Source organism: Rhodococcus sp. RDE2 (genome assembly GCF_020885655.1).
Classification (GTDB): Bacteria; Actinomycetota; Actinomycetes; order Mycobacteriales; family Mycobacteriaceae; genus Rhodococcus; species Rhodococcus pyridinivorans.
Genome location: NZ_AP025186.1, coordinates 3461692 through 3483068 on the forward strand (window position 1 = coordinate 3461692; position 21377 = coordinate 3483068).

Sequence of the window (21377 nt, forward strand, 5' to 3'; positions counted from 1 at the left end):
TCGGTCGATCGTCGATCTGCGCTCAGGCGCGCGGATGGTCGCCGGGGGTACGGTCGGCACCCTCGAGGACGTTGACGTTGTGCTTGTCGCTGCCCGGGCCGACATGCGCTTCGGCGCGCATCTTCTCGACCATGTGCGGGTAGTGCAGCTCGAAGGCAGGACGCTCCGAGCGGATCCGCGGCAGCTCGGTGAAGTTGTGCCGCGGCGGCGGGCAGCTGGTGGCCCACTCGAGCGAGTTGCCGTAGCCCCACGGGTCGTCGACCGTGACGACCTGGCCGTAGCGGTAGCTCTTGAAGACGTTCCACAGGAACGGCAGCGTCGAGGCACCGAGCACGAACGCACCGATGGTGGAGATCGTGTTCAGGGTGGTGAACCCGTCCGAGGGCAGGTAGTCGGCGTAGCGACGCGGCATGCCCTCGTTACCGAGCCAGTGCTGCACCAGGAAGGTGGTGTGGAAGCCGACGAAGGTCAGCCAGAAGTGCCAGCGGCCGAGCTGCTCGTCGAGCATGCGTCCGGTCATCTTCGGGAACCAGAAGTAGATGCCGGCGTAGGTCGCGAACACGATGGTGCCGAAGAGCACGTAGTGGAAGTGCGCCACCACGAAGTACGAGTCGTGCAGGTGGAAGTCCAGCGGCGGGCTCGCGAGGATGACGCCGGTCAGACCACCGAAGAGGAAGGTCACGATGAAGCCGACCGAGAACAACATCGGCGATTCGAAGGTGATCTGGCCCTTCCACATCGTGCCGATCCAGTTGAAGAACTTCACACCGGTCGGGACGGCGATCAGGAAGGTCATGAACGAGAAGTACGGCAGCAGCACCGCGCCGGTGGCGTACATGTGGTGCGCCCACACCGCGATGGACAGCGCCGCGATGGCCATCGTGGCGTAGACCAGACCGGTGTAACCGAAGATCGGCTTGCGCGAGAAGACCGGGAAGATCTCCGAGACGATGCCGAAGAACGGCAGCGCGATGACGTACACCTCGGGGTGACCGAAGAACCAGAACAGGTGCTGCCACAGGAGCACACCGCCGGTGGCGGGATCGTAGATGTGGCCACCGAGGTGACGGTCGACGAACAGGCCCATGAAGGCGGCGGTCAGCAGCGGGAACACGAGCAGGATCAGCAGGCTGGTGATCAGGATGTTCCAGGTGAAGATCGGCATCCGGAACATGGTCATGCCCGGTGCACGCATGCACACCACGGTGGTGATGAAGTTGACGCCACCGAGGATGGTGCCCAGACCCATCACGCCGAGGCCGAGGATCCAGAAGTCGGCACCGACACCCGGGGAGTGGATCTCACTGGTGAGCGGCGTGTACGCCGTCCAGCCGAAGTCCGCTGCACCGCCGGGGGTGACGAAGCCGAGCATGACGATCGTGGCGCCGAACAGGTACAGCCAGTAGCTGAAGGCGTTCAGGCGCGGGAAGGCGACGTCGGGGGCGCCGATCTGCAGCGGCAGGATGTAGTTCGCGAAGGCGAACACGACCGGCGTCGCGTACATCAGCAGCATGATCGTGCCGTGCATGGTGAACAGCTGGTTGAACTGCTCGTTCGACAGGAACTGCAGGCCGGGGACCGCGAGCTCGGTGCGCATCAGCAGGGCCATCAGGCCGCCGATGAGGAAGAAGGCGAACGAGGTGACCATGTACATGATCCCCAACATCTTGGGATCTGTGGTCGTGATCATCTTGTAGATGAACGAACCCTTGGGTCCCTGCCGCGGCGGGTACGGCCTTGCTGCAGCTATCTCTGGGACTGGCTGGGGCGCTACGGCAGTCACTAATCCTCCTGAATGCGCGCTCGACCTCGGGCTGGAGGCGAACGGTCTCTGGCTTGCGCTCATCGAATCGTAGACCCTCCCCGAAACGGTCGCCCTCCGGGTCCTACTCACTGTCGTACTCGACTCGCGAGGCTACCTGGAGCGGAGCCGAGAACCCCAATCCGAGCCTGTGCTGCACCTCACATGCAGGGGCGAGGCCAGGTGACCTCACCACGCGCGAACAGCCCGGGTTAGGGTGCACTTCCCCCCACAATCACAGAAGGACGACCCGTGCCTGTTCTCTCCTCCCGACCCGCCCGGTTCACGGCAGCACTGCTGACCGCCGGACTCCTCGTCGCCGGCTGCAGTTCGGCCGACACCTCCGACGCCTCGTCCACCGACACCGCGTCCGACTCGGCCGCCGGCTTCCCCCGGACCGTCGAACACTTCCGCGGTTCCACCACGATCGAGAACGAGCCGACCCGCATCGTCGCGCTCGACACGAGCTACTCCGACGCCGTGCTCCTCCTCGAGGCACCTCTCGTCGGATACGTCGACTACCGCACCGACGAGTTCCCCGACTATCTCGGCGACTCGCGGCAGTACGCGACCGACGCCGTGTCCGTCGGCAAGACCGCGGACGTGAGCCTCGAACAGGTGGCCGCGCTCGAACCCGACCTCATCCTCTCGGCGGAGGTGCGCGACGGGGAGAACTACGAGGAACTGTCCGCTATCGCCCCGACCGTCTTCTCCCAGTCGACCGGACCGACGTGGAAGGACAACATCCGGCTCGTCGCGCAGGCCATCGGTAAGGAGGACCTCGCCGAGCAGAAGATCTCCGAGTACGAGGAGCGCGCCGCGGCCATCGGTGCGGATATCAACGCCAAGGCCGGCAACCCGACGATCTCGATCGTCCGCTTCGCCGGTGAACCGACGGCCCGGCTGTACCGCACCACCTCGTTCAGCGGCATCGTGCTCGAGGACGCCGGTCTCGCCCGCCCCGCGAGCCAGGGTCCCGATCCGTCGGATCCGTCGAGCATCATGAACGCCATCAGCCCCGAACTGATCACCGAGGCCGAGGCGGACGTCGTCTTCGTCACCACCTACGACCTCGGCGACGGCAAGGCGCAGGCGGCGGCCGAACCCTTCGTCACCAATCCGCTGTGGGAGAACCTGCAGGGACGGAAGGTCGAGGTCGACGACAGCGTGTGGATGATGCCGGTGAGCATCCAGGGTGCGCACCGCATCCTGGACGACCTCGCGGACACCTTCGGCGTCGATCGTCACACGACCGGATAGCCTGAGCCGTCCGATCCGAGCAGCGTCCTACAGGAGTTGGTCCGACGTGTTTTCCGTGCACCGGTCACGAGCAGTGCTCGTCGCAGCCGTCGCTGCGGTGACGACAGCCCTGGCCGGATGCTCCACACCTCCCGACGACGACGCATCGGAGATCGTGCGCACCACGACCCGCATCGCCGGTGCGTCGGTCGTGGGCATCGACCGGGACACGTCGACCGCGTGCGCACTCCCCTCCCCGCTCGATCCGGGCCGGCCCACCACCGGCACCCGACCGGTCCTGCACACCGTAGGCCGGTCGGAGGTGCCCGCCGACCCGCAGCGGATCGTCGTCCTCGACCCCGCGGCGCTCGACGCGGTGTGCGCCCTGGGGCTGTGGGAGCGCGTCGTGGGAGCGAGCGCCGAGGTCACCGGCCGGCCGGAATATCTCGGCTACGGGATCGGCGAACTCCCGCCCGTGGGCGCCGCGGGCAACCCGGACGTCGCGGCAATCGAGCGCGCACAGCCGGATGTGATCCTCGGCTCCTCCACCGCCCCGGACGTCTATGCCTCCCTCAGCGGCATCGCACCCACCGTGCTGGTCGGGTCCGATCCGGTCTTCTGGAGGGAACAGTTCGTCCGGGTCGGTGAGGCGCTCGGGCGCACGGAGGCCGCACGTCGCGTGCTCGACGACTACGCGACGGCCGCGCGCGATCTGGGCCGCGAGCTCGTGTCGTCCCAGACGCAGGCGTCGATCGTCCGGTTCACGGCCGACGGCCCGACCGTGGAGGGCACCGCGTCGTTCGCGGGACAGGTGCTCGGCGACGTCGGCGCTGCCCGGCCTCCGGCCCAGCGGTTCGCGGTGGTCGACGGACAGCCGTGGCAGGCCGTCGACACGGAGGACCCGGCCCCGGCGGACGGAGATGTGATCTTCGTCCGTTTCGCCGGTGAGGACGGGCTCGAGGCCGGCAAGGACTACATGCAGACCGACGAGTGGCTCGACCTCGGGGCGGTGCGCGACAACCGTCTGTTCTCCGTGACCGACGACGTGTGGTCGACCCCCGGACCGGTCGCCGCGCGGGCGATCCTCACCGACCTGACGTACACCCTCAACGGATATTCGAACTGATCGCCGGCTCGACCGGCGGCAGCACGCCTGCCGGTATAGAAACGAGGGCGTGCCGATACCCGATTTCGTCGTCCAGCTCCGCTCACACGTAGGAACCGCTCCCCTGTGGCTGCCGGGGGTGAGCGCGATCGTCACGGACGACGACGACCGAGTCCTGCTCACCCGCCGCGCCGACAACGGCATGTGGGCCGTGGTGTCCGGAATCCTCGAACCCGGAGAGGAACCGGCCGTCGCCGCAGTCCGGGAGGTGCTCGAGGAGACGGGTGTCACCGCCGAGATCGTGCGGCTCACGAGCGTCGACGTCACCGCACCTATCACCTATCCCAACGGCGACGTCGCGCAGTACCTCGACGTGTGCTTCCTGCTCCGCGCGACCGGCGGGGACGCACGCGTCGCCGACGACGAGAACCTCGAGGTGGCGTGGTTCGCGCCGGACGACCTTCCCGAGCCGCTCACCGAGACGTCGCGTCTGCGGCTCGGGAAGGCCCTCGCCGGTCGTGCGGAGGCCTGGTTCCGTCAGTAGGCGGTGTTGATCGGAGCCGGGCTCCACAGACCGCTGCGCGTGACCGTGGCGGTGTCGAGTTCCGCGGTCCCCGTCGACGGATCGATCGGTGTGTACTGCTCGATCGCTCCCCAGTCGCGGTCCCAGTCGTGGTCGAGATACGACGGGATCGTGCGGGCCCGCAGCAACTGGTCGGTCCAGCCGAGAGGACCGCCACCGTTGTGGTCCTGCCACAGATCCGTGGAGATGGCACCGATCCGGTCCGGCAGGATCCGGTACTCGGGGACCTCTGCAATCCCGTTGCGGTGCAGCATCTGTCGCTGGCACGGGAAGTTGAGACCGACCGCCCAGTCCAGCAGGACCGGCGTGTCGCTCCCCACGACCTGCTGCAGGGTCTGCGTCTGCGGCACGCGCGGCGGGGTGAACGCCAGCCACTGTTCGGGCGCGAGATCGTTGTCGGAGGCGACGATCCGCACCGCGTCGACCTCGCCCGGCAGTGTGTCCATCGGGACACGCAGATTCCTCCACGAGGGCGACGGACCGATGTCGATCGGCAGCGCCCGTCCCAGCGCGGTGACGCTGCCGTCGGCCGCGGTGGTTCCGTATTCGAGTTCGAGTCGCTGACCGTAGGTTTCGGTGCCGTCGGCGTCGACGGAGAAGATCCGGCCGGCCGCGGCGATGGTGACGAGATCCCCACGCGATCCGGTCGCGTCGGGCTCGGGCAGCCGGAACCAGGCGCTCGTGACGTCGCCGAGGGACGATCCGTGGCTGCCCAGCACCGGTGTGGTCGCCGGATCGAGCCCGAACGGCAATGCGACGGTGCTGCCGTTGATTCCGGCTCTGCCGGTACCGCCGCCAGTGCCACCGGTACCGCCGGTCGAGGTCTGGTCGTCGTTCGTGTCGACGGTGTTGGCGGTGCCGGCCGACGCCGAGTCGTCGTCCGGGGTCAGATCGAGCGCGACACCACCCGGCGTGAACCCGTCCCCTCCCCCGGCATCGAGAGCGGTGGCCGTGTCGGCGCCGATGGGGGTGAGCACCGAGGCGTTCGGGTCCGTTTCGAGCAGCACGTCGTTCGCGAGTGCACACGAGTTGCCGGTGAGCGTGTCCACGTTCGACCGTGCCACCGAATAACCCGGGTACTGCGAGATCGCGCCCTTGGCCAGTGACAGCACCTCGAACAGCACCATCGCTGCGGCGGCGAGGGTCAACGGCGGCACCGCCCACAACCGGGACGGGGTGTCGGTGCGGGTGGACGCGACGGGGTGGATGTGCCACCACGCGGCGAGCAGCAAGGCGACGACCGTCACGGCGAAGAAGACGGTGGAGAAGCCGAATCCGGCGACCGACGGCGGCTTGTCCCACCACGGGACCCCGTAGCTCGAGACGTACCACCAGCCGTTGGGGCCGATGAACGACATGGTCACCACGAACGACACCGCCGCGGCGAACAGGGCGCGGTTGCGTCGCGACCGCAGCACCGCGGGGCCGGTGGCCACGGCGGCGAGCATCGCCACCGCGGCGGCCAGACCGGCGTAGATACCGAAGTGGTGCGTCCACTTGGTGGGCGCGAACATCATCAGCACCAGCGCGCCGAGGGTGATGCCGACGATGCGGCGGGACGGTCCCTGTGCGGTGCCGGGGATGTGCCCACCGCGGCGCAGCATCGCCACGATCGCCACCGCCAGGCACAGCACCAGGGTGAAGACCGCGAACCTGCGGGCCAGCGAGCCGTCCACGGTGATCTGCAGCAGGTACTGGTAGCGCAGATACTCCTGGAACCACGGCACGTTCGGACCGACGCCGTGCACGTGCTGCATCTCCAGCACCGCCGCGAGGGTCTGGTCGGCGAAGACCGGCACCAGGATCACCAGCCCGGCCGCGAGCATCGGCGCGAGGACCGGCAGCCATCCCAGGGTCTGCGCCCGTCGATGGAGGATGCGGGCGATCGGACGGGCACCGGCGATCAGCGCAGCGAAACAGATGATGCCCGACGGTCCCGCGGTGACGGTGAGCGCGGCGACGAGGATCGCGGCCGCCGCGGGCAGCAGACGCCGGGTGGCGATCGCGCGTTCGACCGAGCACCAGGTGAGCACGACGCCCGTCGCGACGATCGGTTCCGGGCGCAGTCCGTTGTTGAGCGGCAGCCAGAACGCCAGGAACACCAGCGCCCCGGTCCACAGCGGAAGCCGGTTGCGACGCAGTGCGACGCCGAGACGTGGAGCGACCTCGCGGCTGAGCACCCACCAGCACAGGATTCCGGCGGTCAGTGCCGGTAGCCGCATCCAGATGCTCGCCGTCGAGACCTGGGTCATCAGGGCGAGCACGTCGTAGAAGGGCGTGCCGAAGGGTGCTTCGGGCACACCGAACCACCGGAAGTAGTTCGCCATGTACCCGGCCTCGCCCGCGGCGCGAGCCATTCCGAGCTGGTAACCGTCGTCGGCGGTGTTCGCCCCGATGACGTGCCAGACGAGCAGCGTTCCGACGACCAGCGCATCGATGCGGGTGAACGACCACCACGACGTCGGCAACAGGCGGCGGTGGCGACGACCGTCGGCGCGGTCGAGCCGGGCCAGTGTCCACAACGCCAGTGCCGTGGCCACCACCGCGACGATCATCGCGACGATCTTCAGCACCGTCGGCGACGTCGTGAAGCGGGTGTCGACGGTCGCGGTGACCGAGACGCCGTCGAGTGCAGGACCGGGCAGGTCGGTGAAGATGCCGACGAGCTGGGGCCGCAGGTCGCGGTCGAAGGTCCGCTCCCCCGACACCGCGGCCGAGCCGGTGATCGTGGCGACGGTACGTTCCGAATTCGAGGACAGGGTGACCGAGCAGTCCCCGGCCAGGTCGTCCACCGGCGCGGAGGCGAGCAGTGTGTTGCGGGAGATCACCTCGAACGTCGCCGGCCCGTCGTCACCGGCCGCCTGCACACGGGCGATCAGCCCGTAGCGCTCGCGGTCGGGGGCTCCTGCGGGAAGTGTGGAGAAGACGGTGCCGCCGTCCGGCAGCGCGTCGCGCACGGACCGGCACTCGATCGTGGCGTCGAGGTCGACCGGTGCGTAGGACACCAGCGGCGCCGAGATGCCGGCGTTGCTCTCGTTCTGCGGCCAGTCGATGGTCGCAGTGGTCTGCGTCACGGGCAGGAACGGCATCGCGATGGATGCGACGATCCCCACGACGGCGGCGAGCACCGCCCACAGACGGGTCCGCTGCTCGAGTGCTCGCCCGCCCGACGGCGCGCGTTCGGTTGTCACCGGCCGAGGCGAGCCCGACGCTTCTCTTGTCTCGGTCACGAGGAGCGATGCTATCGGTGACGGGCCGGGCCGCGAAAAGCACGCGATCCCGCACACGGGCGCTGCTGCGCCGGTGTGCGGGATCGATGCGTTCGGGCCGGTGACGGAGAACGTCTACGTCAGAAGTCCCAGTCCTCGTCTTCGGTGACGACGGCCTTGCCGATCACGTAGGAGCTGCCGGAGCCCGAGAAGAAGTCGTGGTTCTCGTCGGCGTTCGGCGACAGCGCCGACAGGATGGCCGGGTTGACGTCCGTCTCGTCCTTCGGGAACAGCGCCTCGTAACCGAGGTTCATCAGCGCCTTGTTCGCGTTGTAGCGCAGGAACTTCTTGACGTCCTCGGTGAGCCCGACCTGGTCGTAGAGGTCGGCCGTGTAGTGGGTCTCGTTGTCGTACAGCTCGAAGAGCAGTTCGAAGACCCAGTCCTTGAGCTCGTCGCGCTCGGCCTGCGTGATCGTCTCGAGTCCGCGCTGGTACTTGTAGCCGATGTAGTAGCCGTGGACGGCCTCGTCGCGGATGATCAGGCGGATCATGTCGGCGGTGTTGGTGAGCTTGGCCCGCGACGACCAGTACATCGGCAGGTAGAAGCCCGAGTAGAACAGGAACGACTCGAGCAGCGTCGAGGCGGCCTTGCGCTTGAGCGGGTCGTCGCCCTTGTAGTAGTCGAGGATGATCTGCGCCTTGCGCTGCAGGTGCTCGTTCTCCTCCGACCAGCGGAAGGCGTCGTCGATCTGGCGGCTCGAGCACAGCGTCGAGAAGATCTGCGAGTAGCTCTTCGCGTGCACCGACTCCATGAACGCGATGTTCGTCAGCACCGCTTCCTCGTGCGGGGTGACCGCATCCGGGATGAGCGAGACCGCGCCGACCGTGCCCTGGATGGTGTCGAGCAGCGTCAGGCCCGTGAAGACCCGCATCGTCAGTTCCTGCTCGTACTCGGTGAGCGTGCCCCACGACTGGATGTCGTTGGAGACGGGCACCTTCTCCGGGAGCCAGAAGTTGCCGGTGAGACGATCCCAGACCTCGGCGTCCTTGTCGTCGGGGACGCGGTTCCAGTTGATCGCGGAGACGCGATCGATGAGTTTGACGCGCACGCCGTCGGCCGGCGAGTGTGCTGCTGCAGTCATCGGTTACCTACCTGAATTGTGTGCTGATGCAAGGACTGTCGTGGAGCAGGGTCACAACATGCAGGAGACGCAACCCTCCACCTCGGTGCCCTCGAGCGCCATCTGCCGCAGGCGGATGTAGTACAGGGTCTTGATTCCCTTGCGCCACGCGTAGATCTGGGCCTTGTTCACGTCGCGGGTGGTGACGGTGTCCTTGAAGAACAGCGTCAGCGACAGCCCCTGGTCGACGTGCTGCGTCGCGGCAGCGTAGGTGTCGATGATCTTCTCGTAGCCGATCTCGTAGGCATCCTGGAAGTACTCGAGATTCTCGTTCGTCATGTAGGGCGCCGGGTAGTAGACACGCCCGATCTTGCCCTCCTTGCGGATCTCGATCTTCGACGCGACCGGGTGGATCGAGCTCGTCGAGTGGTTGATGTACGAGATCGAACCGGTGGGCGGAACCGCCTGCAGGTTCTGGTTGTAGATGCCGTGCTTCTGCACGGACTCCTTCAGCTCGCGCCAGTCCTGCTGCGTGGGGATCGCGATGTCCGACTCGGCGAACAGCTGACGGACCCGCTCGGTGGCAGGCTCCCACACCTGATCGGTGTACTTGTCGAAGAACTCACCCGAGGCGTACTTCGACTCCGGGAAGCCCTTGAAGTACGAGCCGCGCTCGATCGCGATCTTGTTCGACGCACGGAGGGCGTGGAACAGCACCGTGTAGAAGTAGATGTTCGTGAAGTCGACGCCTTCTTCGGACCCGTAGAAGATGTGCTCGCGGGCGAGGAAGCCGTGCAGGTTCATCTGGCCGAGGCCGATGGCGTGGGATTCGTTGTTGCCCCGCTCGATCGACGGCACCGACGAGATCGTCGTCTGGTCGGAGACGGCCGTCAGGCCGCGGATGGCGACCTCGATGGTCTGCGCGAAGTCGGGCGAATCCATCGTCTTCGCGATGTTCAGTGAACCGAGGTTGCACGAGATGTCCTTGCCCACATGGCTGTAGGACAGGTCGTCGTTGAACTCCGAGGGGGTCGAGACCTGCAGGATCTCCGAGCACAGGTTCGAGTGCGTGATCTTGCCGGCGATCGGGTTGGCCCGGTTCACCGTGTCCTCGAACATGACATACGGGTAGCCCGACTCGAACTGCAGCTCGGCGACGGTCTGGAAGAACTCGCGCGCCTTGATCTTCGACTTGCGGATGCGCTTGTCGTCGACCATCTCGTAGTACTTCTCGGTGACGTCGATGTCGGCGAAGGGCTTGCCGTAGACGCGCTCGACGTCGTACGGCGAGAACAGGTACATGTCCTCGTTCTTCTTCGCCAGCTCGAACGTGATGTCGGGGATGACGACACCCAGCGAGAGGGTCTTGATGCGGATCTTCTCGTCGGCGTTCTCACGCTTGGTGTCGAGGAAGCGGTAGATGTCGGGGTGGTGCGCGTGCAGGTAGACCGCACCGGCACCCTGACGGGCACCGAGCTGGTTGGCGTAGGAGAAGGAGTCCTCGAGCAGCTTCATGATCGGGATGACGCCGGAGGACTGGTTCTCGATCTTCTTGATCGGAGCGCCGTGCTCACGAATGTTGCTGAGCAGCAAGGCGACACCGCCACCGCGCTTGGATAGCTGCAGTGCGGAGTTGATGGAGCGGCCGATCGACTCCATGTTGTCCTCGATGCGGAGCAGGAAGCACGAGACGGGCTCGCCGCGCTGCTTCTTACCCGAGTTGAGGAAGGTGGGGGTGGCCGGCTGGAAACGACCGGAGATGATCTCGTCGACGAGGTGCCGGGCGAGGATCTCGTCGCCGTCGGCGAGCGTCAGCGCAACCATGCACACGCGGTCCTCGAAGCGCTCGAGGTAACGCTTGCCGTCGAACGTCTTGAGCGTGTACGAGGTGTAGTACTTGAACGCACCGAGGAAGGTCGGGAACCGGAACTTCTTCGAATATGCGTGCTCGAACAGCGATTTGACGAATGCACGCGAATACTTCTCGAGCACCTCGGGCTCGTAGTAGTTCTCCTCGACGAGGTAGTCGAGCTTCTCGTCGAGGTTGTGGAAGAAGACCGTGTTCTGGTTGACGTGCTGCAGGAAGTACTGACGGGCGGCGGCCACATCCTTGTCGAACTGGATCTCGCCGTTGGGGCCGTACAGATTCAACATCGCGTTGAGCGCGTGGTAGTCGAGATCCTTGATCGAATCGTCGAGGTGTGCGCTCGTGGCGGGAGCGGGATCGGTAATGGTCACAGTGCTGTCCCCACTTGTCGGAGTTAGGAAACGGCCGCGCAGTCACGTCCGCGACGCGCGTCGAATACGGATACGGATGTGGCTCAGGCGTTCTGGAGAACGGACTCCCAGAATCGGGCGAGACCGTCGCGGACACGCTCGACGTCGTCCGTCGTGCCCATCAACTCGAACCGGTACAGATACGGCACCTTGCACTTGCGCGAGACGATGTCTCCCGCGAAACAGTACGAGTCGCCGAAGTTGGTGTTACCCGCCGCGATGACACCGCGGATCAGACTCCGATTGTGCTCGTTGTTGAGGAATCGGATGACCTGTCTGGGAACGTAGCGGGTGTCGCGACCCGTGGCGGTCGTCCCGCCACCGTAGGTCGGCACGATCAACACGTACGGATCGTGGACCTCGAAATTTCCCTCACGATCGTGCAGCGGGATCCGGCTGGCCGGAATCCCGAGTTTCTGCACGAATCGGTGGGTGTTCTCGGATGTACTCGAGAAGTACACCAGCGATGTTCCCGGGATCGACCCCAGCGAAGCCATCGGTAGTCACCACTCTTCATTCGATTGCGAAGACCGGCCCGGGCGGACACGGAAGAACACGTCCGCCCGGAGACGACGACGATCGGGCCGCCGCGAACGCGGCCCGGGCTCAGGCCGCGACGGTGAGCGCCTTGATGCGATCGGGGCGGAAGCCCGACCAGTGGTCGTCGCCGGCGACGACGACGGGCGCCTGGAGGTATCCCAGCGCCATGACGTAGTCGCGGGCCTCGGGGTTCTCACTGATGTCGACGACGTCGTACTCGATGCCGGCCTTGTCGAGGGCGCGGTAGGTGGCGGTGCACTGGACGCAGGCAGGCTTGGTGTAGACGGTGATGTTCATGAATGCCCCTTTTTCCGACGGCCGTGGGCGGCCTGACGACTGACTGCTGTGCGTTACCCGGAAGCCCACTTATCCGTCCGATCCCGCTTCCCCGAGAGATCGTCGGCACTTGTGGCCCTCCAGCGGTCTAGACACTACACCTTGTGTCCGTCGGATACACAGAACCCAGGATGTTGTGACTTACAAAGGTGATATTCCCAGGTCGCGACCCTCCCTCCACGGCGTTTCGGGCGTGTCTCGGCGTGTCGCCGCAGCGCGTCCGAGAGAGACCTCGAGCACAGTGTGGCGGGTGCCACCGACAACTTCCCGAGGTCACTGCGAGAACACCCTCCGGAGGGCCTGCGCGGGGAGCTCCGCCCGGGAAGAATGACTCCTCGTGCACCCGGTTCGCGCGATGGTCGCCGCACTGCTGGCACTGTCCCTGTGTGCCGCCTGCGACTCGCGCCGTCAGTGCGAGCCGATCTCCGCCCCGCTCGACGAGACGAGCACCGCGTGTCCCCGCTTCGGCATCAGCACCCCGGGCGGCCCGGTGGCCGTCGACGAGTACCGCGCGGTCACCGAGGCGGTCGGCGCCGCGCCGGGTGCGGTGCTGTGGTTCGTCGACTTCCTCTCCCCTCCACCCGTCGGGGCCCTCGACATCGTGCGTGCCTCGGGAGCCGACCCGATCGTCACGTGGGAGCCGTGGCTGCAGCGCGGCGACGGGACGTACGACCGGACGTCGATCACGATGGCCGACATCGCCGCCGGGGTCCACGACGACCATCTCTACCGGTGGGCGGACGAACTCACCGCGTGGGGCGGGACGGTGTACCTGCGCTTCGCGCACGAGCCGAACGGGGACTGGTACCCGTGGGGTCCCGCCGGCGGTACCCCACCGGAGACCTACGTCGCGGCGTGGCGACACGTGCACGAACTGTTCGCTTCCAAGGGGGCCGAGAACGTGCGCTGGATCTGGACGGTCAACGTCCCGCACGAGGGCAGCAGTCCCATCGCACCCCTGTATCCCGGTGACGACCACGTCGACGTCGTCGGGGTCGACGGTTACAACTGGGGCACCACGCGGCCGTGGAGTCGCTGGCAGTCCCCCGAGGAGCTGTTCGGACCGACCTTCGACGAACTCGGCCGGATCGCCCCGGGTCGTCCCGTCGCGGTCACCGAGGTCGCGAGCGCGGAGGCCGGTGGATCGAAACCGGACTGGATCCGGGGTCTGGTGGGTTACTTGGACAGTCACCCCGCGGCAACGACGTTCGTGTGGTTCCATCACAACAAGGAAACCGACTGGCGCCTGACCAGCACGGCCGAGTGCGCGGCGGCCCTGGGTGACGCTCTGCACAGGAGACACACCGCACGATGACATCCGAGGCGTCGTTGCTCCCCGACCATCTCGAGGACGAGCGCATGCGCGACGTCGAGCGGCTCGAGCTGCTCGACACCCCTCGCGAGGAGCGCTTCGACAAGATCACCCGCATGGCGTGCCGCGTGTTCGGCGTCCCCATGGCGTCGCTGTCGCTGATGGACCACGACCGGCAATGGTTCAAGTCGATCCTCGGATTGGAACTCTCCGAGGTTCCTCGCGAGAGGACGGTGTGCCGCACCACCATCGCGCGCGCGTACGAGCGACCGGACGACCTCGCACTCGTCCTCCCCGATGCCGCAACCGATCCCGCCTTCATGGACATCCCGGGTATCGGTGGTGACGGTGGGATCCGGTTCTACGCGGGTTACCCACTGTTCGGTCCGGCCGGTCATCCCGTGGGCACCTTCTGCATCTACGACACCGAGGAGAGGAACCTCGACCCGGATCAGCTCGACACCTTCGCGGAGCTGGCCGAATGGGCGCAACGCGAACTCGACCGTTCCGACGAACTCGACCGCGCTGCCGAGATCCAGAAGCAACTCCTCCCCCGGCCGCTACCCGACCTCCCGGGCTACGAGATCGCCACCGTCTGCCTGCCCGCCTTCGTGGTGGGTGGCGACTTCTACGACCACTACCGGCTCCGCGAGGGCGTCGTGATCTCCGTTGCCGACGTGATGGGAAAGGGTCTCGGCGCGGCGATCCTGGCGTCGGGCGTGCGCTCCTCGTTGCGCGGTGCCGGCCGCGTGCTCGACCGTTTCGGACGCCGTCCGGTCGGCGTGCTCGACACGGGGATGGCGTTGACCCTCGGCGCCGAGCATCTCGCCGACGACTTCGAGCACACGGGAACGTTCGCCACCTCCTTCGTCGCTGCGATCGAGTTCTCCACGGGAGACGTCGACCACGCCGATGCAGGGCACGGACTCGCGGCGATCCGTCGCGCGGACGGCAGGGTCGAACCCGTCGAGGGCGACGGCCCACCGCTCGGGGTGTTCCCCGCCACCACATGGACATCGCAGACCGCGCACCTCGCCCCGGGCGACATGCTGGTGGTCTGCTCGGACGGACTGCTCGACCTGCTCGACGAGAACAGCGATCCGGCGGCACTGTGCCGTTTCGTCGCCGACCATCCGACCCCGAAGGCGCTGGTGGCCGCTGCACGTGCCCTGACGGAGAACGAACCTCCGCTCGACGACGTCACGGTCGTCGCGATACGACGGAACGAGGTGTCGTGAAGGCTGTCACGAAAGAGGGCTACCCGTCCCCCTTCCTGCGCGTCCTCATCGTCCTCACGGTCGTCGTCGGTCTGAACTACATCGTCTGGCGCTGGCTGTTCTCCGTGAACTGGGATGCCTGGTGGATCGCGATACCGCTGGTGCTGGCGGAGACGTACAGCCTGATCGACTCGCTGCTCTTCGCGTTGACGATGTGGCGGCTGAAGAGACGGCCCGAACCACCCGCAGCGCCGGAGGGGTTGACGGTCGACGTGTTCATCACCACCTACAACGAACCCGTCGACCTGGTGCTGCACACCGCCGCGGCAGCGAAGCGGATCCGCTATCCGCACCGGACGTGGATCCTCGACGACGGAGCCCGGCCCGAACTCGCCGCAGCGGCCGCCGAACTCGGCGTCGACTACATGACGCGGGCGGCGAGCTGGACGAACAAGCCGCGCCATGCCAAGGCCGGCAACCTGATCAACGCGCTGCTGCATTCGGACGGCGAGTTCCTCCTCATCCTCGACGCCGACCAGGTGCCCGAACCCGAGATCCTCGACCGCACACTCGGATACTTCACCGACGACCGCACCGCCCTGGTGCAGACACCGCAGTACTTCACCAACGTTCCCGAGTCCGACCCGCTCGGCAGCCAGGCCCCGTTGTTCTACGGCCCGATCCAGCAGGGCAAGGACGGCTGGAACGCAGCGTTCTTCTGCGGGTCCAACGCGATCCTCCGACGCGAAGCGCTCATGCAACTCGGCATCTCCGGCTATGTCCGGGCCGTCGAGGACGGCGTCGAACGCACCCTGCGCACCGCCGGCAAGGTGGTCGACCGCGCACGCCGGAAGGTGCCCGCCGATCAGCCCGACGTGGCCGCGGCACTGGAGTCGGTGCGACAGGCCGTTCGCTCGGCACGGGGCGAACTGCGGGCGGGAACAGCACTCGCCGACGTCACCTTCCGCTTCCAGCAGGCGGTCGACGCCGCTGCGCGCAGCATCGTCGATGCCGACTTCGGTGGTATCCGAGCCGATCTCGAGGAGATCGCCGCGCTCGACGCACACGGAACCGATGCGCTCACCATCGACGAGACCGTGCTCGAACGCCTCGCCGACCGCGAATGGTCACCGCTCGGTGCACTCGAATCGATCCGCGCGATGATCCGGGCCGTCGACGTCGACCGCGCCGAGGAGGCCGAGCCGATGCTCGCGTTGGCCACGATCTCCGTGACCGAGGACATGGCCACCTCGATGCGTCTGCACGGCGCGGGCTGGAAGTCCGTCTACCACCACGAGATCCTCGCGTACGGACTGGCGCCGGAGGATCCGAAGACGATGGTCACGCAGCGGCTCCGGTGGGCGCAGGGCACGATTCAGGTGATGCTGCGGGAGAACCCACTCGTCCAGAAGGGCATGACCCTCGCGCAGCGCCTCATGTACTGGGCGACGATGTGGAGCTATCTCTCGGGGTTCGCGGCCCTCGCCTATTTCGCGGCGCCGGTGATCTATCTCGTCTTCGGGGTCCTGCCGGTGGAGGCCTACAGTCTCGACTTCTTCGCGCGGCTCGTCCCGTTCCTGGTCCTCAGTCAGTTGCTGTTCTTCGTCGTCGGCCGCGGCACACCGACCTGGCGTGGCCAGCAGTACAGCCTCGCACTGTTCCCGGTGTGGATCAGGGCGTGCTGGACGGCCTTCCTCAACGTGTACTTCGACAAGCCGCTGGATTTCGCGGTCACCCCGAAGACGCGTCAGGGAGGCGAGGGTGTCCCCTGGTATCTGTTCCGTCAGCAACTGCTCGTCATGCTGTTGCTGGTCGTGGCGGCGGTCGTCGGGGCGGTGCGGTTGTTCCTCGGCGACATCTCGGTTCTCGGCGTGACCGCGAACCTCGTCTGGGTCGTGTTCGACCTGTTGATTCTGTCGGTGGTGATCGGCGCGGCTCGCTACCGTGGACCCGAGAACGAAGGAGTTCGATGAGCCACTACGAAACGCGTACGGTCGGAACGAGTACCGTCGTGCAGCCCACCGGTCGCCTGAACATGGTTGCGGCACCACGTCTTCGCGAGCAGTTGCGCGATCTCGTCGAGAGCGGATCCCATCGGCTCGTCGTCGACCTCAGCACGACGGAGTTCATCGACTCCTCCGGGCTCGGCGCACTCGTGTCCGGATTGAAGGCCGCCCGGCAGGCCGGCGGCGACCTGCGGATCGCCTCGCCCACGGCGCAGGTGCAGAGCGTGCTCGCGCTGACCCGGCTCGATCGGGTCCTGGCGACCCACGATTCCGCGGACGCGGCCTTCGATGGCGACTGACGGATCACCCAACATCCGTTCTGCCGACGGCGCGTCCGGCCGGTGGGAGTTGTCCGCGCCGACGAGCGAGGGCACCCTCGACCGGATCATGGATCTGGTCGCGGAGATGTTCGCCGCCGAGGAACTCGACGAGTCCGATCGCGTGCAGTTCGAGATCGCGGTTGCCGAGATCGCCGCGAACATCATCGAACACGCAGGTCGGGGACGAGCCGTCTCGGTGACGTTGACCCTGGAACTCCATCCGGATCGTCTCGAGGCCGTGTTCGTCGACGACGGCGCTCCGGCCCGTGTGGATCTGCGTTCGGTCGAACTCCCGGACGCCCTCGCCGAGCGCGGTCGAGGACTCGCCATCGCCCTCGCCGCGCTCGACGAACTGCGGTACCGGCGACAGGTCGGCACCAATCGCTGGCTGCTGATCTGTCACCGGTCCGATGCGTCAGGGCAGTCCGGGCAGTAGGTCGTCGAGCCGGGCCGGCAGGTTCCGAACCCGTACGCCGGTCGCGTGCCACAGGGCGTTGACGACCGCCGCGGCGCTGCCGACGATCCCGATCTCACCGATCCCCCGCGACCCCATGGGTGTCGCATGCAGGTCCTCGTCGTCGAGCCAATCGGCTTCGATGCCACGGATGTCGGCGTGCGTCGGCACGTGATATTCCGACAGGTCGTGGTTGACGACGTGCCCGAAACGGGCGTCGCGGATGCTCTCCTCGAACAGCGCCATCGAGATCCCGAACGACATCCCGCCGATGAACTGCGACCGCGCCGTCCGCGGGTTGATCACCCGTCCCACGGAGAACAGCCCGAACATCCGGGGCACCCGGATCTCGCCGGTGTCGGCGTCGACGTGCACCTCGGCGAAGTGCACACCGAAGGACTGTGCGGTGTAGTGCTCGAGTTCGCGGTTCTCGGCTGCCGACGCGGACAGTTCGGCGCCCACCGGCGGATCGTCGCCGAAGCGTTTGCCGAATTGCTCTGCGGCCGTGACGATCGCGGTGCCCCAGGACGAGGTGCCCGACGACCCGCCGGCCACCGTGCCGTTGGGCAGTGCGCTGTCGCCGATCTCGAGGTCCACGTCCTCCGGTCGGCATCCGAGTGCGTCGGCGGCGATGAGGGTCAGGGTCGTCCACGCGCCCGTACCGAGGTCGGTGGCTCCGATGCGGACGGAGTAGCGCCCCTCCCCCAGATGCCGGATATGGGCTTCCGAGCCGGGATTGACCATGTGGGGATAGGTCGCGACCGCCATGCCGGTACCGATCAGGGTGTGGCCCTGCCGCCGGGTTCCGGGTTCGCGGTCGGACGGATCCCATCCGAACCGCTGTGCGCCTTCGCGGAGGCATTCGACGAGCCGGCGCGACGACCACGGCTTCCCCGTCTCCGGATCGGACTCGGGTTCGTTGCGGATGCGCAGTTCGATCGGGTCGATCCCGAGTTCGGCGGCGAGCTCGTCCATCGCCACCTCACCGGCGAACATGCCCGGGGCTTCACCGGGCGCGCGCATCCAGAACGGCGCCGGGACATCGAGGGTGATCGCGCGATGCGACGTGCGGGCGTTGGCGACGTCGTACAGATTGCGCAGCGGTACCCCCGCCTGTTCGACGAATTCGGTGACCCGGGACGACTGGGCGAACGCCTCGTGCACGAGACCGGTGAGCCTGCCGTCACTGTCGGCCGCAAGCCGGATGTGCGAGGCGGTCGGAGCCCGGTAGCCGACGTAACCGAACATGTCGGGACGGGAGACCGCGAACTTGATCGCCTTGCCCGGCAGGGCCCGCGCCGCGAGTCCGCCGAGGACGTCGTGCGCGTGAGGACCGCCCTTGGAACCGAATCCCCCACCGATGTACGGGCAGACCACCCGCATCCGGGCCGTGTCGAGGCCGAAGACCGGTGCGAGGGTCTCGACGACGCCGTGCGGATGCTGCGTCGAGGTGTACAGCGTCAAAGTGTGTGCGTCGACCTCACCGTTCGACGGCACGACGTCGATCCGCCAGATCGCGACGACGGTGTGCGGTTCGAGCGGGTTGTTGTGTTCCTCGGGGGTGGAGTACCACTGATCGATCACCGTCTCGGCGCGGGTGAACGCCGCGTCGACATCCCCTCGCTCGGTGTCGGGTTCGTAGCCACCGTTGACGGTCTCGGGGGTGTACGCATCGGGATGGTCGGCGCGGAAGAGCGCGTCGTGCGGTTCCTCGCTGTATTCGACCTCCAGGAGCGAGCATGCCTCCCGGGCGATCTCGAAGCTCTCGGCGACGACCGCACCGATGATCTGCCCCCGGTACAGCACCTCGGGTGTCTGCAGGACGGAGTACTCACCTTCGGCCTCCTCGGTGAGACGCGGGGCGTTCCAGGGAGTGAGGACCTTCAGCACCCCGGGCACCGCTTCGGCAGCGGCGGTGTCGATCCGGTCGACGCGCCCGCGGGCGATGGTGGAGGTGAGCGGCACGAGGTAGGCGGGATCGTCGACCGGATGCTCGTAGGCGTACGGCGCCGTCCCGGCGACCTTCGCCGGTCCGTCGATTCGCGCGGTGGAGCGCCCACCTGTTCGGATCGGCTCGGGGCTCATGCGGATCCACCTCGTTCCCGTCGTTCGTCGAGTTCGCGCAGGGTCGCCACCACGGTGCGCCGCAGCAGCGGGATCTTGTAGGCGTTGCCGTCGAGGGGGCTCGCGTCGGCGAGTTCGGCCTCGGCCGCAGCGGCGAAGACCTCGTCGGAGGGTTGCTGCCCGAGGAGCGCTTCCTCCGCGCGGTGTGCCCGCCAGGGCCGGTGCGCGACCCCGCCGAATGCGATGCGGCACCCGGTGATCGTCCCGTCCGCGACGGTCATCTCGGCCGCTACGGAGACCAGCGCGAAGGCGTAGGACGCCCGGTCGCGCACCTTGCGGTAGGTGGACAGCGAACTCTGCGCTGCGGGGATCTGCACGCCGACGATCAGGTCGTCACGTTCGAGCACGGTGTCGCGCTCGGGGGTGTCGCCGGGAAGGCGGTAGAAGTCCTCCACCGCGATCGCGCGTTCACCGTCCGGGCCGAGGACGAGGACTTCGGCGTCGAGCGCGAGCAGGGCGACCGCCATGTCGGAGGGATGGGTGGCCACGCAGTGCTCCGAGGCGCCGAGGATCGCGTGGTAGCGGGTGTATCCGCCGATGGCGGAGCAGCCGCTGCCGGGTTCGCGTTTGTTGCAGGGGGTGCTCACGTCCCGGAAGTACGAGCACCGCGTGCGCTGGAGCAGGTTGCCACCGGTGGTCGCGGTGTTCCGGAGCTGAGGCGAGGCACCGGCGAGCAGTGCACGCGACAGCACCGGGTAGTTGCGCCGCACGAAGGGGTGTGCCGCGAGGTCGCTGTTGCGGACGTTGGCGCCCACCCGGATTCCTCCGTCGGTCGTCTCCTCGACGGTGTCGAGCGGTAGATGCGAGACGTCGACGAGAACGTCGGGGGTCGCGACGCCGAGTTTGAGGTGGTCGACGAGATTCGTGCCGCCCGCGAGGAAGACCGCGCCCGGTGTCTCGTGCACGACGGCGACGGCCGCGGCGGGATCTGCCGGTCGCTCGTAGCGGAGGGAGCTCATCGCGACGCCTCCGTATCGAGTCGACTGTCGCCGGTACCGAGTCGGCTGTCGCCGGCGGCGACGGTGCGGATCGCCGAGACGATGTTGGGATAGGCGGCGCAACGGCACAGATTGCCGCTCATGCGTTCCCGGATCTCGTCGTCGTCGAGTTCGGGTGCCTGGTCGAGATCGGCCGTGACGTGACTCGGTGACCCGTCGGCGAACTCGTCGAGCATGCCGACGGCCGAACAGATCTGGCCGGGGGTGCAGTAACCGCACTGGAAGGCGTCGTCCTCGATGAACTGCGCCTGGAGCGGATGCATCTCCCCGTCGCCGAGTCCGGCGGCGGTGACGATCTCGGCGCCGTCGTGCGAGGCGGCGAGGGCCAGGCACGAGAGGGAGCGCCGGCCGTCGATCAGCACGGTGCATGCTCCGCACTGACCGAGATCGCATCCCTTCTTCGGGGACGTGATCCCGAGGCGGTCGCGCAGCGCGTCGAGCACGGTGGTGCGGACGTCGATCGGGACGCGGCGCTCCACCCCGTCGACGTGGAGAACTATGTCGAGATCGGGTCGGTGGCCGGTATCGGTCCTCGTGTCCCCGCTTGTCATGGGCAAACCTCCGAACAGTGGGCTGTGTTCGGGGCATTCCCGCTGCAGGCGTCATCGAACCGTCGGGATGCGACGAGTGGTGCGTTCGCTGCTCGGCCGGACCGTGCGGATACGCGCGGTGCCGGAGACCTCGGGGGTCTCCGGCACCGGGTGTCGGTCGGTCCGCCGGCCGCTCTCGGTGCCG

17 protein-coding genes are annotated in these 21377 nt (G+C 67.2%); 8 read left to right on the plus strand and 9 right to left on the minus strand.

Going from position 1 to position 21377, the window contains the following annotated elements; genetic code table 11:
- Nucleotides 1-22: 22 nt before the first annotated feature.
- Nucleotides 23-1783 (minus strand): cytochrome c oxidase subunit I, encoded by a 1761-nt coding sequence (gene ctaD / locus LPH33_RS16140; RefSeq protein ID WP_088897154.1) that lies wholly within the window; start codon nucleotides 1781-1783, stop codon nucleotides 23-25.
- A gap of 270 nt (nucleotides 1784-2053) precedes the next feature.
- Here ctaD and LPH33_RS16145 point away from each other — a divergent pair, with 270 nt between their 5' ends.
- Genes LPH33_RS16145 through LPH33_RS16155 form a run of 3 tightly spaced genes read left to right on the plus strand, consistent with a single transcriptional unit; the run spans nucleotide 2054 to nucleotide 4689 of the window.
- Nucleotides 2054-3061 (plus strand): ABC transporter substrate-binding protein, encoded by a 1008-nt coding sequence (locus LPH33_RS16145; protein WP_016696256.1) that lies wholly within the window; start codon nucleotides 2054-2056, stop codon nucleotides 3059-3061.
- Between the two features lie 46 nt (nucleotides 3062-3107).
- The gene (locus LPH33_RS16150; protein ID WP_419957110.1) at nucleotides 3108-4166 is read left to right on the plus strand and encodes an iron-siderophore ABC transporter substrate-binding protein; all 1059 of its coding nucleotides are present in this window, start codon (nucleotides 3108-3110) and stop codon (nucleotides 4164-4166) included.
- 49 nt (nucleotides 4167-4215) lie between these two features.
- Complete coding sequence (locus LPH33_RS16155; protein ID WP_016693148.1) at nucleotides 4216-4689, plus strand: NUDIX hydrolase; 474 nt, start codon at nucleotides 4216-4218, stop codon at nucleotides 4687-4689.
- Here LPH33_RS16155 and LPH33_RS16160 read toward each other — a convergent pair.
- From LPH33_RS16160 to LPH33_RS16180, 5 genes are all read right to left on the minus strand, one after another.
- The gene (locus tag LPH33_RS16160) at nucleotides 4683-7919 is read right to left on the minus strand and encodes an arabinosyltransferase domain-containing protein (RefSeq protein ID WP_229565141.1); all 3237 of its coding nucleotides are present in this window, start codon (nucleotides 7917-7919) and stop codon (nucleotides 4683-4685) included. The two genes, LPH33_RS16155 and LPH33_RS16160, sit on opposite strands and share 7 nt — an antisense overlap.
- A gap of 158 nt (nucleotides 7920-8077) precedes the next feature.
- Nucleotides 8078-9079 carry a class 1b ribonucleoside-diphosphate reductase subunit beta gene (gene nrdF, locus LPH33_RS16165; RefSeq protein WP_026061338.1) on the minus strand — a complete coding sequence of 334 codons (1002 nt, stop codon included), beginning with the start codon at nucleotides 9077-9079 and terminating at the stop codon, nucleotides 8078-8080.
- Between the two features lie 51 nt (nucleotides 9080-9130).
- Nucleotides 9131-11296, minus strand: coding sequence for a class 1b ribonucleoside-diphosphate reductase subunit alpha (nrdE, locus tag LPH33_RS16170; RefSeq protein ID WP_160877616.1), 2166 nt, complete (start codon nucleotides 11294-11296; stop codon nucleotides 9131-9133).
- A gap of 83 nt (nucleotides 11297-11379) precedes the next feature.
- Complete coding sequence (gene nrdI / locus LPH33_RS16175; protein ID WP_016693152.1) at nucleotides 11380-11832, minus strand: class Ib ribonucleoside-diphosphate reductase assembly flavoprotein NrdI; 453 nt, start codon at nucleotides 11830-11832, stop codon at nucleotides 11380-11382.
- 109 nt (nucleotides 11833-11941) lie between these two features.
- Nucleotides 11942-12172: a redoxin NrdH gene (locus tag LPH33_RS16180; RefSeq protein WP_006550390.1), complete on the minus strand. Its 231-nt coding sequence runs from the start codon at nucleotides 12170-12172 to the stop codon at nucleotides 11942-11944.
- 394 nt (nucleotides 12173-12566) lie between these two features.
- On the opposite strand from LPH33_RS16180, the gene LPH33_RS16185 reads away from it, so the two are divergent.
- From LPH33_RS16185 to LPH33_RS16205, 5 genes are read left to right on the plus strand one after another with little or no spacing between them, the layout of a single operon-like run.
- Entirely contained in the window at nucleotides 12567-13526 is a 960-nt protein-coding gene (locus LPH33_RS16185; RefSeq protein WP_088897149.1) for a glycoside hydrolase family 26 protein, read from the plus strand.
- On the plus strand, nucleotides 13523-14761 hold the full coding sequence (locus LPH33_RS16190) for a PP2C family protein-serine/threonine phosphatase (protein WP_229565143.1): 1239 nt from the start codon (nucleotides 13523-13525) through the stop codon (nucleotides 14759-14761). The genes LPH33_RS16185 and LPH33_RS16190 overlap by 4 nt, the downstream gene beginning before the upstream one ends.
- A complete protein-coding gene (locus LPH33_RS16195; protein WP_160877618.1) occupies nucleotides 14758-16713 on the plus strand; it encodes a glycosyltransferase in 1956 nt (651 codons plus the stop codon). Before LPH33_RS16190 ends, LPH33_RS16195 begins: the two co-directional genes overlap by 4 nt.
- A complete protein-coding gene (locus LPH33_RS16200) occupies nucleotides 16710-17045 on the plus strand; it encodes an STAS domain-containing protein (RefSeq protein ID WP_160877620.1) in 336 nt (111 codons plus the stop codon). Before LPH33_RS16195 ends, LPH33_RS16200 begins: the two co-directional genes overlap by 4 nt.
- The gene (locus tag LPH33_RS16205; protein ID WP_202400462.1) at nucleotides 17035-17502 is read left to right on the plus strand and encodes an ATP-binding protein; all 468 of its coding nucleotides are present in this window, start codon (nucleotides 17035-17037) and stop codon (nucleotides 17500-17502) included. Before LPH33_RS16200 ends, LPH33_RS16205 begins: the two co-directional genes overlap by 11 nt.
- On the opposite strand, the gene LPH33_RS16210 is transcribed toward LPH33_RS16205, so the two are convergent.
- The 3 genes from LPH33_RS16210 to LPH33_RS16220 are packed head-to-tail and all read right to left on the minus strand — an operon-like array spanning nucleotide 17482 to nucleotide 21193.
- Complete coding sequence (locus LPH33_RS16210; protein WP_088897146.1) at nucleotides 17482-19605, minus strand: xanthine dehydrogenase family protein molybdopterin-binding subunit; 2124 nt, start codon at nucleotides 19603-19605, stop codon at nucleotides 17482-17484. The genes LPH33_RS16205 and LPH33_RS16210 overlap by 21 nt on opposite strands.
- Nucleotides 19602-20603 carry an FAD binding domain-containing protein gene (locus LPH33_RS16215; RefSeq protein WP_160877622.1) on the minus strand — a complete coding sequence of 334 codons (1002 nt, stop codon included), beginning with the start codon at nucleotides 20601-20603 and terminating at the stop codon, nucleotides 19602-19604. The genes LPH33_RS16210 and LPH33_RS16215 overlap by 4 nt, the downstream gene beginning before the upstream one ends.
- Complete coding sequence (locus LPH33_RS16220; protein ID WP_037190583.1) at nucleotides 20600-21193, minus strand: 2Fe-2S iron-sulfur cluster-binding protein; 594 nt, start codon at nucleotides 21191-21193, stop codon at nucleotides 20600-20602. Before LPH33_RS16220 ends, LPH33_RS16215 begins: the two co-directional genes overlap by 4 nt.
- Between the last annotated feature and the right edge of the window lie 184 nt (nucleotides 21194-21377).

Coding starts and splice junctions, on each gene's coding strand:
- nrdF (WP_026061338.1), bottom strand. CDS start 9,079: ATGACTGCAGCAGCACACTCGCCGGCCGACGGCGTGCGCGTCAAACTC.
- LPH33_RS16210 (WP_088897146.1), bottom strand. CDS start 19,605: ATGAGCCCCGAGCCGATCCGAACAGGTGGGCGCTCCACCGCGCGAATC.
- nrdI (WP_016693152.1), bottom strand. CDS start 11,832: ATGGCTTCGCTGGGGTCGATCCCGGGAACATCGCTGGTGTACTTCTCG.
- LPH33_RS16215 (WP_160877622.1), bottom strand. CDS start 20,603: ATGAGCTCCCTCCGCTACGAGCGACCGGCAGATCCCGCCGCGGCCGTC.
- LPH33_RS16185 (WP_088897149.1), top strand. CDS start 12,567: ATGGTCGCCGCACTGCTGGCACTGTCCCTGTGTGCCGCCTGCGACTCG.
- LPH33_RS16220 (WP_037190583.1), bottom strand. CDS start 21,193: ATGACAAGCGGGGACACGAGGACCGATACCGGCCACCGACCCGATCTC.
- LPH33_RS16180 (WP_006550390.1), bottom strand. CDS start 12,172: ATGAACATCACCGTCTACACCAAGCCTGCCTGCGTCCAGTGCACCGCC.
- LPH33_RS16205 (WP_202400462.1), top strand. CDS start 17,035: ATGGCGACTGACGGATCACCCAACATCCGTTCTGCCGACGGCGCGTCC.
- LPH33_RS16190 (WP_229565143.1), top strand. CDS start 13,523: ATGACATCCGAGGCGTCGTTGCTCCCCGACCATCTCGAGGACGAGCGC.
- LPH33_RS16200 (WP_160877620.1), top strand. CDS start 16,710: ATGAGCCACTACGAAACGCGTACGGTCGGAACGAGTACCGTCGTGCAG.